Below are 13,804 nucleotides of genomic sequence, written 5' to 3'. Positions count from 1 at the left end.
CCATGGCAATCCCTACTATTCCTGCATATCCAATGCCAAGCACACATGATTTACCTGAAAATAAAGTGAACTGGATACCGGATCCGAAACGTGCTGTTCTGCTGATACATGACATGCAGCAATATTTTTTAAATGCTTTTCAACAAGATACATCACCGATCACAGAGTTAGTTCAGCATATTGAACAATTACGTGACACATGCAATGAACTTGGCATTCCAGTCGTTTATACAGCTCAGCCTGGTGACCAAGACCCGAAGGATCGTGCCCTATTAACAGATTTTTGGGGACCTGGACTTGGTGATGATGAAGCATTGACAAAAATCATTGATCAGCTTGCTCCATCTGAGGCAGATACAATGCTGACAAAATGGCGTTATAGCGCATTCAAAAAATCTAATTTTTTGGATATTCTTCAAGAGGGCGGGCGTGATCAATTGATCATTACTGGCGTATATGCACATATTGGCTGTATGTTGACAGCCGCAGAAGCATTCATGCTCGATATTGAAACCTTCTTTGTCGCAGATGCCGTCGCTGACTTTTCATTGAAACATCACAAAATGGCCATGACCTATGCAGCTGAACGCTGTGCGGTCACCACAACAACAAATCAACTCATTCGTCGTTTATCAGGATTGGAAGCAGAAAGTGATGATCTATCCTTTGAAGCCATTCTTCAGCAAGTAGCTGAGCATCTTCAAATTCAGCCGAATGAAATACCGCTTGACGAGAATCTCGTCTACCTTGGACTTGATTCTATTAGAATGATGAGCCTAGCGGAAAAGTGGAGACAGCAAGGAGCGACAGTCAATTTCGTTGAGCTTGCAGCAAATCCAACGCTCGCTCATTGGCGGACTCTTCTTTTCCCAGAAAAACAGCCATCTATTCCAAATATCGATTACTTGTAAAGGAGGTATAGACCCTTGTCGATCCAGTCAGTCGATTCATTCCCACTAACCGGTGCCCAAGCAGGCATTTGGTATGCGCAGCAGCTTGATCCATCTAATCCTATTTTCAATACAGCAGAGTATATAGATATTAAAGGTCCTATTGATCCCATACACTTTGAAGCAGCCATTAGAAAAACTGTCTTAGAAACAGATTCTTTGTATATGCGATTCGTTGAGGATACTGACGGTCCAAAGCAATGGTTGACATCTAAGAAAGAAATTCCATTCCAATCAATCAATTTACAAAATGAAAAACAGCCGCTTGATGCGGCTATAGCATGGATGAGGGCAGATCTTTCAACGCCAGTCTCTTTAGAGAAAGATGTATTATTCCGTGAAGTACTTTTTCAACTTGCTGACGATCGATTTATCTGGTATCAGCGCATTCATCACATTGCCATTGATGGATTCGCCTTTTCGCTCATTGCGCGTCGTGTTGCTGAGATCTATTCAGCTCTATCGAAAGGGACACCTATGCCCCCTCAAACATTTGGATCCTTACATGACGTAGTCCAAGAGGAGCTCACCTATCAACAGTCCAATCGATATGAAGATGATCAAGCGTTTTGGAAAAGTCGCTTTGCTGATCAACCGGAAATTGTCAGCCTTGCTGAGCTTGCCCCAAGAACGTCGGATCATTTTATCCGAAAAACGGCGAGCTACGATGCCGCAAAGGTAAGCAAAATGAAAAAAAATGCTTCAACCTTCGGTGGTACGTGGCATGAAATGATCCTTGCTGCATCCGCTTTATATATGCATCGTATGACTGGTGCACATGATATTGTTTTAGGATTACCTGTTATGATGCGCCTTGGATCGTGCGCCTTACAAACACCCGGAATGGTTATGAATCTGGTACCGCTTCGTTTAACATGCAAACCAGAAATGACACTATTATCACTTGTTCGCCAAGTATCTGATGAACTAAAAGCCATTCGCCCTCATCAAAGATATCGTCACGAGGACATGCGGAGAGACTTTAAACTTATCGGAAGAAATCAGCGATTATTTGGCCCGCAGATCAATATCATGCCATTTGATTATGATCTCATGTTCGATCAGAGCATGGGTCAAGCCCATAACCTCTCAGCAGGACCCGTGGATGATATATCGATCAACATATACGACCGCGCGGATGGGAACGGATTTCAAATCGACTTTGATGCAAACCCTGCCGTTTACAAAGAGCAAGCAGTTGACGCTCATCAGCAGCGTTTTCTTCAATTGCTGGAGGAAATAACCGGACTAGAGCACGATCAGACGATCAGTCAATTCAATCTTCTTTTGTCTAAAGAAAAAGAGAACATCCTCAAGCACTGGAATGATACAAAACGAGAATTACCAAAGGAATCTTTACGGGAACTATTTGAAAAACAGGTGAGCAATACACCACAAGCACAAGCATTACAGTTTGAAGGAATCACTTTGACTTACGAAGAGCTAAATCAGCGGGCTAATCAATTAGCTCATTATTTGAAAAAACACGGCATTGGACCAGAACAATTTGTCGCAATTGCTCTGCCTCGGTCCATCGATATGATCGTCAGTCTATTAGCCGTCGTCAAAACGGGAGCCGCATATCTGCCACTAGACCCTGATTATCCTAACGATCGTGTCACTTATATGCTAGAGGATGCGAAACCGGCGTGTTTGCTCACAATCAAAGAGAGAGCAGACGGTTTGGACCATCCGCACATCGTTCAACTGGATGATGCAACTGTTCATCAGGAGATAGCAGGCAGTCCGCATCTCAATCCGACCTGGAGCGAAGGCTCCCCGCATCACCCGGCTTACATCCTCTACACATCAGGATCGACAGGAAAACCAAAAGGTGTTGTTGTAACAAAACGAAATGTGATCAACTTTATATTGTCCATGCAAGATTCATTTTTATTAGATCAAGAAGACCAGCTTTTAGCGGTAACGACCATTGCCTTTGATATTTCCGGGCTAGAAATGTTCCTCCCGCTTTTACATGGGGCTGCTATTTTATTGGCAAAAAAAGAAACCATACAAGAACCAGCAAAGCTTTCAGACATGATTCGTTCTCATCACGTCACAATCATGCAGGCAACACCAACGTTGTGGCATGCGTTGGCAGATGAATACCCTGACGTGATAACAGGTATGCGTGTTCTTGTTGGAGGAGAAGCACTCCCTGCTTCCCTTTTGCACACATTGCAATCTCTTCAATGCGACATTACTAATTTGTACGGACCTACAGAAACGACGATCTGGTCTACGATGGAAAATGTCACAGCACATCGAGAGAATAGCGGGCCGGCAATCGGTAAACCCATTTGGAATACGAGCATTTACATTTTAGATGAAGGACTAAACCCAGTCCCAGCAGGATCAATCGGTGAACTTTATATTGCAGGTGAAGGAGTATCCAGAGGGTATCTTGGGCGATATGATTTAACGGCTGAACGTTTTGTCGCTGATCCATTCGGCACAAAAGGCACGAGAATGTATCGTACTGGTGATTTAGCCAGATGGCGTGAAGATGGTTCAATTGATTATATCAGCCGTGCCGATCATCAAATTAAAATCCGCGGCTTCCGTATTGAACTAGGTGAAATCGAAACCGTGATGATGCAGCACCAATCCATAAAGCATACGTCTGTTATCGTTCGTGAGGATCAACCTGGGCAGCAGCTTCTTTGTGCATATGTTGTACTCACAGACGGCTCTTCTCTGCACCCTTCAGAGCTCAGACAGTTTGTGGCTTCATTACTTCCTGATTACATGGTGCCTTCTGCTGTTGTCGTTTTGCCAGAACTTCCACTTACACCAAACGGCAAAATCGATCGCAAAGCATTACCAATACCAAATATGTCTTTAGTTAGTTCTGAGCGGACCCCTAGAACACCACAAGAAGACATGTTATGTAGTTTGTTTGCAGAAACCCTTGGCCTATCTCAAATTGGCATAGATGATAGTTTCTTTGACTTAGGAGGACACTCCTTACTCGCCGCTCGTCTGCTTAGACGTATACGCGATACACTTGGTGCAGACCTAAGCATGAGTACCATTTTCGAATTTCCTCGAGTCGCTGAGCTTGCACAGCACATTGACAAAGCGAAGGACATTCGGCCGCCACTTCAGGTTGAAGACAAGCCAGATGAGATTCCGTTATCATTTGCCCAAAAACGGCTCTGGTTCCTTCATTGCCTTGAGGGGCCCAGTCCAACTTACAATATTCCACTTGTCATTCAACTGACAGGTACACTAGATCAAACAGCTCTCATTGGTGCTTTGGCAGATATCACTGAAAAACACGAAACCCTTAGAACCATTTTTCCAAATAAGAACGGCATGCCAAGACAGGTCATTTTACATCCGAAAAGTGTCCAGCCTGAACTCCATGTCACAGCTTCAACCGATCAACATATTGAGAATCAGTTAAACGAAGCCATTCGCTATAGCTTTAAAATTGAAGAAGAACCTGCACTGCGAGCAGAATTATTCACGCTTGATGCAAACCGATCCGTACTGCTTCTATTGCTACATCATATCGCTGGTGATGGCTGGTCACTTGCACCATTGACGCGAGACTTAGCTGCTGCTTACGAAGCCCGTATACAAGGAAAATCCATCTCCTTGCCAGCAGAACCTGTTCAATATGCTGACTATGCTATTTGGCAGCAGAAGCTGTTGGGCAGTGAAGAAGAGAACGATAGTCTATTTGCCAAGCAGCTCAGCTATTGGAAAGGTGCCTTACATGACCTGCCTGAAGAACTTGAGTTGCCTTATGACTTCCCGCGTCCACAGGAAGGAAGCTTCAATGGTGCGACGATAGACTTTACGATTGAACCCGCTTTACATCAGAACCTCCTTGAGCTTGCAAAGCAGCAACAGGTGAGTTTGTTCATGGTGCTTCAAGCATCACTTGCAGCGTTAATGACACGCCTTGGGGCGGGGACAGATATCCCAATTGGCAGTCCGATTGCTGGGCGGAATGACGATGCACTTGATGACATTGTGGGCTTGTTTGTGAACACACTAGTATTGCGTACCAACACAGCTGACAATCCAACCTTTAGTGAGCTATTGAAGCGAGTGCGAGACGTTGACTTAGCAGCCTATGAGCATCAGGACCTGCCATTTGAACGATTAGTCGAAATCCTAAATCCAACACGCTCCAGATCACGAAATCCATTGTTCCAGGTCATGCTTGCCTTCCAAAATACACCGAAGGCGGAAATGAAGCTGACACAACTTGACTCAGATCTTTACGTGAAACCAGTAGGGTCAGCTAAATTTGATCTGACCATCGAATTGACAGAACAAAGAACTGAAACTGGATCAGCAGCAGGATTAACAGGTTTGTTTGAATTCAGCACAGATGTATTTAAACAAAGCACCATTCGAGCAATCGCTGACAGAATGAAGCGCTTTTTAACAGAGGTAGCTGAGCGCCCACATGTGCCGATTGGTCAAGTGAACATTTTATCAGATAAAGAGCGGCAAACATTTCTCCCTGATAAAAAGACATTCGCTCAGTTAGATCAAGCACATAGTCTCCCAGCTTTATTTGAAAAAACAGCGCAGCAATATCCTGATCGAGTGGCTGTAACGTATGGCAATAGGCAACTTACCTATGGTGAGTTAAACAACAAATCCAATCGTCTTGCTCATTTATTAATACAAAGAGGCGTTGGACCAGAACAGTTCGTTGCACTTGCCCTGCCTAGATCAATCGACATGCTCGTAAGCTTGTTAGCCGTTCATAAAGCAGGCGCAGCCTATGTTCCGCTTGATCCTGACTATCCAGCAGACAGGCTGGCATACATGATACAAGATGCCAAACCAGTTTGCAGCATCACAACAAAAATAAATGCAGTGCATCTCCCTGCTGATTGCGATTTGATTTTGTTAGACGAAAAAGAAACGAGCGATCAATTGCTGACTATGCCAAATCATAATCCGGCTGATATAGACAGAATCGAACCGCTATCTTCTCTGCATCCAGCCTATATTATTTATACATCCGGTTCTACAGGGAAACCAAAAGGAGTGGTCATCCCACATCAAAATGTCATCCGTCTTCTGACATCTACTGAACATTGGTTCCATTATGATGAAGAAGATGTTTGGACAATGTTCCATTCATATGCCTTTGATTTTTCAGTATGGGAAATATGGGGACCACTTTTATATGGCGGCAGGCTTGTCATTGTACCTCATACCATCTCTCGCTCTCCTGAAGAGATGCTGCAGCTTCTAGTCGAGGAAGGTGTGACTGTGCTTAATCAAACACCTTCTGCCTTCTATCAGCTCATGCAGATAGACAAGGAACAACAAACACTAGGTCAAGCATTATCACTCCGCTATGTCATCTTTGGCGGTGAAGCATTAGAGCTTAGCAGATTAGAAGATTGGTACAGCCGTCACTCAGACTGTAAGCCAAAGCTAATTAACATGTACGGCATTACAGAAACCACCGTACACGTTACGTACAATGAACTCAATCGAGACATAATCACAAAGAACTCCAGCAGTTTAATAGGTGAACCGATTCCTGATTTACACGTTTACGTACTAGATGAATACCTGCAGCCTGTTCCCCCTGGGACAACAGGTGAAATGTATGTAGCTGGAGCTGGCCTTGCAAGAGGTTATCTAGGCAGACCTGACCTGACATCAGATCGATTTCCTGCCGATCCTTATGGAGCACCTGGCACAAGGATGTATCGTACAGGCGACCTTGCGCGCTGGACAGAAGAAGGGGCTCTTGATTACATTGGCAGAGCTGATCATCAAATAAAAATACGCGGCTTCCGCATTGAATTAGGAGAAATCGAAGCCGTTCTGGCACGCCATGATGCAGTTGCACAAGTGACCGTCATGATGCGAGAGGATCAGCCTGGCGACAAACGTCTAGTCGCATATATCGTCCCAACTGAAGAAATCCGTTTCGATACAGAGACACTTCGTCATTTTGCAGCAGCCAGTCTTCCTGATTACATGGTGCCCGCAGCATATGTACAGATTGACGCCATGCCGCTTACAGCAAATGGGAAGCTTGATCAAAAATCACTGCCAGCCCCTCAATTGCATTTACAGCAAGCGGATGGCCGCGGCCCAAGAAACCCGAAAGAGGAGATCCTATGTCATCTCTTTGAAGAGGTTCTTGATTTGCCTAAAATCAGCATTGACGATCGTTTTTTTGACATTGGTGGGCATTCATTACTTGCAGTTCGTTTAATCAGCCGCATTCGTGATGCACTTGGTGTCAAACTAAGCATCGGAACATTGTTTGAAGCACCAAATGTGGCAAGTTTGACAGAGAAACTAGAAACAGGAAGCGATGAAAACGCACTAGACATCTTGCTGCCGCTGCGAACAAATGGAGAAAGGTATCCTCTCTTCTGTGTTCACCCAGCAGGTGGTCTTAGCTGGTGCTATGCCGGTCTCTTGAATACATTAGAAAAAGACATCCCTATTTATGGATTACAAGCACGGGGAATCGCAAGAAAAGATAACTACCCGCACACAATAGATGATATGGCTGCGGATTACATCAAGCACATCCAAACGATTCAACCAAAAGGCCCTTATCATCTTCTTGGCTGGTCACTAGGTGGAAACGTTGTACAAGCAATGGCTACACAGCTCCAGCAGCAAGGTGAAGAAATTGCACTCGTTGCGATGCTGGATGCCTATCCAAACCATTTCTTACCGATTAAAGCAGCACCTGATGAAGAAGAAGCACTAATCGCTCTTCTTGCGCTCGGCGGTTATGATCCAGATACCTTAACAGGTGAACCGCTCACAATGAAAAGTGCCGTCGACATTTTGAAAAAAGATGGCAGTGCACTAGCAAGCTTAAGTGAAGATGCCATTAGAAATCTAAAAGAAACCTATGTGAATTCAGTTCGATTGCTCGGAGAATATCAGCCAAAAACTTATCAGGGGGACATATTATTCTTTAGATCTACCATTATCTCAGATTGGTTTACACCAATTGATCCCGAAGCATGGGCACCTTATATCAACGGAACAATCGAACAGCACGACATTCATTGCCGGCACAAAGACATGTGCCAGCCTAAACCCTTAGCAGAAATTGGTGTCATCTTAGACAACGCACTGCATCGGGTCAAACAAAGCACTAAGAATAAAGGAGAGATAACAAATGACAAATCCCTTTGATCGTGAAGACGGTGTATTTCTTGTGCTGGTCAATGAACAAGGACAGCATTCACTTTGGCCATCATTTGCACCAGTGCCAGATGGATGGGAAAAGGTCTTTGGTGAAGACACTAGAAATGCCTGCATCGATTATATCCAGACACACTGGCAGGACTTGCGGCCATTAAGCTTAGCAAAGGAACCTGCACTAGCGCACGGAAAAACGGAATAAATCATCGCACCCTGATGGAGATCAGGGTGCTTTTTTGACAGAATAAACATCACCATCTTTCAGCTCATTCTGCTACAATTTAATTGAGAATGTTTATCAATCAATAAGAGATCAGGTGGTTTAAATGGAAAACAACAATCAATTACGTACAAAGGCAAATGCCGAACAATTCATCTATCGATTAACATATACTGAAAAAATAAATAATACAGAGCTTCCGCATACGGAGCAGCAGCTATCAGATACATTCTGCTTCCTCTTCAGCATTAGCGGCAGAGGTCTACTCATATTGAACGATCAAAAATGGCGATTGAAACATCTGACACTCTATACGATCCTTCCTGGAGAAACATTTATGTTGAAAACAGAGCCTTATCAAAAACAAGAGCTTTATCTGTTTCGCTTTCAGCTTTACATGCTGCAAGATCAAAACATACGGGAAGTATCAACTGAACATGCCCGTTCTTTACTGAATGTATGGCAATTTATCGATATTAGCTCAATTGAACAGATTCATTCTTTACTGCCAGAAATGACAGAGGAATGGAAAAGACCTGAAGCCATTAGCTTTTTTAGAAGCCAAACTCTTTTTCAACAGCTTATTATGCAGCTTTTCACACTGCATAAAGAAGATATTTGTGACACAGCACATGCCCTTTTCAAAACAAAACAATATATCGATCAACATTCCGAAGAACCCCTCAGCCTGACAAGTCTATCTCAAATGGCTGGCATCAGCGCCAGCCATTACAGTGAGCTATTTAAAAAGCATTTTAATGTGAGTGTCACCGATTATATCACCAAGAAAAGGATGGCTAGAGCCAAACAGTTAATGGCAAAAGGCAACGCAAAGCTCAAAGACATTGCACTGGAAACTGGCTATCAAGATCCCTATTACTTTAGCCGCATCTTTAAGAAAAAAACGGGCATGACTCCTTCTACTTATATGAAAAGCCGTCAGCGGAAAATTGCAGCCTATGGCCATTCTATACTCGGTCAGCTCACACCCATTCATATCATCCCGTATGCTGCCCCTCTTCACCCTAAATGGACAGCACATGACTTTGAACATCATGCAGAAGAAATTCCGATTCATCTGAGTGCACATCGGATCAACGAGCACGCTGAAGCCAATTTACGGCTATTAAAGGAGACAAAACCTGAGCTGATCATTGCCAATGATCATGTGACAGAGGAAGAAAAACAAGTGTTGAAAACGATCTGTCCTGTTCACTTTGTTCCATTCACACAATTGGATTGGCGCGCTCAATTCAAACAAACAGCTATGTTCTTAAACGAAACGAGGGAAGCAGAAGAATGGCTGCTTCATTACGAGGAACTAGTCATTCAAGCGAAAAAGGCATGCCTTATTGATCATCGACCAAAAACCGTCCTGCCTCTTCGTATCTTTCAAGATCAGCTCTACTTGTCTGTAAATCGCACCATGTCAGAAGTAATTTTTCAGGACATTGGCCTTCTGCCAGCTTTTCAGAATGATGGTCAGCTATTAGAAAAAAAAATCAGCATTCGCTCCATACAACAGTTAGACCCAGATGCCATCTTCCTCTTGTTACATAAGGAGCCAAAAACCATTGCTTTTTATCAAAAATTAAAGCAACAAGACGCTTGGCAAAATCTCAAGGCTGTGACGCAGCAAGCAGTCTATCCGCTCACTTCTGACCCTTGGCGTGAATACACAGCAGCCAGTCATCAACGAGTCATTCAGGACCTTTTATCTTTCTTTCCGTAAAAAGTCCATCATATGACAGATCATTGTCTATGGATAAAAGGACGAAAGACTACTACAATCTTTAATTGAGAACAATTATCAGTTAAAGGAGAAAACAAATGAAAAAATGGTTTGCATTGCTTATCCTTTGTATCATGACGATCATCGCAGCAGCCTGTGGTGCCGCAGAAAATAAACCTGCTTCAAACACAACCAAAAGCAAGTCAGCTGAAGCAGCAGAAACAAACATCAAATACTTAGATCAAACGTATAAACTCAAAACACCTGTGAAACGAATCGTCATAGCTGGAAGCCTAGAATCAATGGAAGATGCAAAATTACTTGATATCGAGCCTATTGGTGCTTCTACTGTAGGTGGCACTTTCCCTGAATTATTTAAAGACATCACAACAAAAACAGAAGGCATCGGTGAAAAAACAGAACCGAACCTAGAAAAAATCTTAAAACTAAAACCAGACGTGATACTCGGATCAACCAAGTTCCCGCCTGCAACAATTAAAAAACTAGAAAAAGTCCAAACGACGATCCCAGTATCCCATGTCTCTTCCGACTGGGAAAGCAATCTTTTATTGCTCGGTGAACTAACTGGAAAGAGTAAAGAAGCCAAAAACATCATTTCCGATTATCAGAAAGATCTCAAACAAGCGAAAGAAACCCTGAAAGACAAAAGCAACAACAAAACAGCTGTCATTTTACGCATTAGACAAGGCGATCTGTACGTGTATCCTGAAGACGTATACTTCAACTCCACCTTATATGGAGACTTAGGATTTACAGCACCAAGTGATATCAAAAAAGCCAAAGCACAAGCAATGATCTCATTGGAGCGACTGGGCGAACTCAATCCTGACTATATTTTTGTTCAGTTCTCTAAAGAGGAAAACTCATCGAATCCTAACGCATTAAAGGACTTAGAGGAAAATAAAATTTGGACAAGCCTAAAAGCTGTGAAAAATGGGCACATCAATGAAAATGTCGTTGATCCTATGCTCCAAGGAGGAACTGCACTAAGCAAAACAACCTTCCTTGATAAGGCTGTCAAATGGTTAGAGAAAAACAACTAAAAAAGAAGACAAAGGGTTAATGTTTAGCCCTTTGTCTTCTTTTCAGCGTAGTTGAGAATTTTGAGGAGTGAAATACATATGAACGGAACGTTTCTATATGACGAGTTTAACGGGCGTCAGCTTGATATTTACGTTCCACAGAACACCTATGTTAATGTTCCAGCTGTCTTTGTACAAGATGGCTCTTCTTTGTTTAGAACACACCTGCTAGAGATCGAAAGACTGATCGAAGCCAAAACCATCTCTCCAATCATCATTGTCGGCATCCACCCCTTCAATCGACTTAATGAATATACACCATGGAAGGCGTCATCACTGCGATCTGGGTTTCCTGACTTTAAAGGCGAGGCACAGACGTATGTGTCGTTTTTAGCAAATGACTTGCTCCCATATATCAAAAGAGAATATCCAGTCAAACAGACCTGTCAAGAACATAGTCACGTAGGTGCTTCATTAGGTGGGCTATTTACAATTTATACTTTATTGATGCACCCTGCTCTCTTTAAAAACATCGCATCGATCTCCGGGTCTTTTTGGTATCAAGATTTTCTACCTTTTGCTAAACAACAAAGCATTCAGTATGTGGATCACCTTATTTATTTGTCTGTAGGCAGTGAAGAAGGTAAAGACAAAACATCTGCGCAACAGCACATGCCTTTATTCAATAGACAACTACATGACCTTTTATTACACAAAGGGATGCAGGAATGGCAGCTGCACTATCACATCGAACAAGGAGAAGGCCATCATCTGAAACAATTTCAAAAAAATTTCTTATCAGCCCTAAAGTGGTTTTATAAAAGAGAACGCTAATTTTTTATCTGCAAGGCATAAAGCGGTTATGATATATTGGAACTTATAGATTGAAAGAGGAGGGAGATTTGCGTATGAGACCTTTACAAATCTCAGCCGACACGGCACAAAAACTTGCGGCATCACTCAATGTACCCATTGAACAAATCATGCATATGCCGCAACATATCTTAATCGCTAAACTAGCAGAACTTGAACAGAAGAAAGATCGTTCTTCTTAAAGAATAAAGGAGTATACATTCATGGAACAACAACTAGAACAATCAACCTTACATCCCCGCAGTAAAGGACAAACCATCCTGCTGATTGCTGGGATTTTACTTATTGCATTTAACCTACGACCTGCCATTACGTCTGTTGGCCCTCTCATCGGTGCCATTCGTTCCGATTTGCAGTTGTCTAACGGACTTGCAGGTTTTCTTACGACGTTACCACTGCTCTCATTCGCATTGCTTTCTCCCATTACACCTAAAATCGGAAAGCGTCTGGGCAACGAACGAACCCTTTGGCTAGGGCTCGCTGTCCTTCTGTTTGGGATTGTGATTCGCTCGTTTGGTTCAATCACCTTCTTAATGATCGGAACCGCACTTATCGGTGTCGGGATTGCGATATGTAATGTGCTCTTACCGGGGCTCGTGAAGCATAAATTTCCTGCACATGCTGGTTTAATGACAAGTGTCTATACGACCTCGATGTCCGTCTTTGCGGCACTTGCATCAGGTGTCAGTGTTCCGCTTAGCCATGCAATGCCTGGCGGCTGGAATACATCATTCCTCGTATGGGCTGGCCTTGCACTTCTTGCGATGATGGTCTGGGCTCCGCAGCTTCTTCATCAGAACACAGCGGCTGTCAAAAGCATTTCGCTCACAGAGCAGCCAATATGGCGTTCACGTGTCGCATGGCAGGTAACTTTATTTATGGGGCTGCAGTCATTCCTTTTCTATAGCAGCATCGCTTGGTTTCCTGATATCTTAACATCACATGGAATGAATCTATCAACAGCCGGTTGGATGCTGTCCATTATGCAGTTTGTTGGGCTGCCATCCACCTTTCTAGCACCTGTTTTTGCAGAAAAATTAAAAACACAAAGACCGCTTGTCTTCGGGCTTGTCCTTGTGTATTTACTTGGGATGATCGGACTTCTTCTCGGAGGATCGACGCCTATTCTGGTGATCTCTGTTTTATTGATCGGTATTGGACAAGGTGCAAGCATCAGTCTTGCCCTCACATTTATCGGATTACGGACAACCAATATGGAGCAAGCCGCTGCGCTTTCTGGAATGGCGCAGTCTATCGGTTATTTATTGGCCGCCGTTGGTCCACTCATGATCGGTATCCTTTTTGATGTCACACATACATGGACGCCATCCATTATCATCTTTATCATCGTTCTATTTTTCATGTTTTTATCCGGTATGCGTGCTGGACGAAGCGTCTATATTTCAGATTGATCATAAAAAAGAACCCGCCTCCTCGGGGATTGACCCCATAAAGTGAGACAAATAAAAACACCTTTAAATTGAAAATCGGGTATAGCATATCTGAAAACAATTTGGAGGTGTTTTTTGTATGGGAAAAAGAGTTAGTTATCCGATTAGTGTAAAAGAAGAGGCTGTTCAAATGAGGTTAGCTGGAATTCCGATAAAAGAAATCATGGACAAGTTAGGAATTAAGAATAGAACACAAGTGAAAACGTGGATGAAATGGTATCGCGAGGGTGAAATCCACCGATTTCATCAACCGGTTGGAAAGCAGTATACCTATGGGAAAGGACCAGAATATCAAAATGAGAACGAGAAGTTGAAAACAGAAAATCTTTATTTAAAACAACAAATTGACCTATTAAAAAAGTATA

At 43.0% G+C, this 13,804-nt stretch carries 8 protein-coding genes and 1 pseudogene; all 9 read left to right on the top strand.

Going from position 1 to position 13,804, the window contains the following annotated elements; translation table 11 throughout:
- Positions 1-2 precede the first annotated feature (2 nt).
- Entirely contained in the window at positions 3-911 is a 909-nt protein-coding gene (locus GPS65_RS00045) for an isochorismatase family protein (RefSeq protein ID WP_119125654.1), read from the top strand.
- Positions 912-926: 15 nt separating this feature from the next.
- On the top strand, positions 927-8,111 hold the full coding sequence (locus GPS65_RS00040) for an amino acid adenylation domain-containing protein (protein WP_144468589.1): 7,185 nt from the start codon (positions 927-929) through the stop codon (positions 8,109-8,111).
- Positions 8,095-8,322, top strand: a complete 228-nt coding sequence (locus GPS65_RS00035; RefSeq protein WP_119125656.1) for an MbtH family protein — start codon at positions 8,095-8,097, stop codon at positions 8,320-8,322. Before GPS65_RS00040 ends, GPS65_RS00035 begins: the two co-directional genes overlap by 17 nt.
- Positions 8,323-8,446: 124 nt before the next feature.
- Positions 8,447-10,072, top strand: coding sequence for a helix-turn-helix domain-containing protein (locus tag GPS65_RS00030; protein ID WP_119125657.1), 1,626 nt, complete (start codon positions 8,447-8,449; stop codon positions 10,070-10,072).
- A 98-nt stretch (positions 10,073-10,170) separates the two neighbouring features.
- Positions 10,171-11,136 (top strand): iron-hydroxamate ABC transporter substrate-binding protein, encoded by a 966-nt coding sequence (locus GPS65_RS00025; RefSeq protein WP_119125658.1) that lies wholly within the window; start codon positions 10,171-10,173, stop codon positions 11,134-11,136.
- Positions 11,137-11,214: 78 nt separating this feature from the next.
- The gene (locus GPS65_RS00020; RefSeq protein WP_119125659.1) at positions 11,215-11,949 is read left to right on the top strand and encodes an alpha/beta hydrolase; all 735 of its coding nucleotides are present in this window, start codon (positions 11,215-11,217) and stop codon (positions 11,947-11,949) included.
- 74 nt (positions 11,950-12,023) lie between these two features.
- Positions 12,024-12,170 (top strand): YycC family protein, encoded by a 147-nt coding sequence (locus tag GPS65_RS00015; protein ID WP_003214589.1) that lies wholly within the window; start codon positions 12,024-12,026, stop codon positions 12,168-12,170.
- A 21-nt stretch (positions 12,171-12,191) separates the two neighbouring features.
- A complete protein-coding gene (locus tag GPS65_RS00010; RefSeq protein WP_012011895.1) occupies positions 12,192-13,400 on the top strand; it encodes a CynX/NimT family MFS transporter in 1,209 nt (402 codons plus the stop codon).
- A gap of 118 nt (positions 13,401-13,518) precedes the next feature.
- Positions 13,519-13,800, top strand: a pseudogene (locus tag GPS65_RS00005) (transposase); the annotation flags it as partial.
- Between the last annotated feature and the right edge of the window lie 4 nt (positions 13,801-13,804).

Source organism: Bacillus pumilus, assembly GCF_009937765.1.
Lineage (GTDB): Bacteria > Bacillota > Bacilli > Bacillales > Bacillaceae > Bacillus > Bacillus pumilus_O.
The sequence above is the reverse complement of the archived record's forward strand: the minus strand, read 5'-3'. Positions and strand labels throughout refer to the sequence as shown.

What these genes read in the sequence shown, in the direction of transcription:
- GPS65_RS00035 (WP_119125656.1), top strand. Translation starts at nt 8,095, where the DNA reads ATGACAAATCCCTTTGATCGTGAAGACGGTGTATTTCTTGTGCTGGTC.
- GPS65_RS00010 (WP_012011895.1), top strand. Translation starts at nt 12,192, where the DNA reads ATGGAACAACAACTAGAACAATCAACCTTACATCCCCGCAGTAAAGGA.
- GPS65_RS00030 (WP_119125657.1), top strand. Translation starts at nt 8,447, where the DNA reads ATGGAAAACAACAATCAATTACGTACAAAGGCAAATGCCGAACAATTC.
- GPS65_RS00045 (WP_119125654.1), top strand. Translation starts at nt 3, where the DNA reads ATGGCAATCCCTACTATTCCTGCATATCCAATGCCAAGCACACATGAT.
- GPS65_RS00015 (WP_003214589.1), top strand. Translation starts at nt 12,024, where the DNA reads ATGAGACCTTTACAAATCTCAGCCGACACGGCACAAAAACTTGCGGCA.
- GPS65_RS00025 (WP_119125658.1), top strand. Translation starts at nt 10,171, where the DNA reads ATGAAAAAATGGTTTGCATTGCTTATCCTTTGTATCATGACGATCATC.
- GPS65_RS00020 (WP_119125659.1), top strand. Translation starts at nt 11,215, where the DNA reads ATGAACGGAACGTTTCTATATGACGAGTTTAACGGGCGTCAGCTTGAT.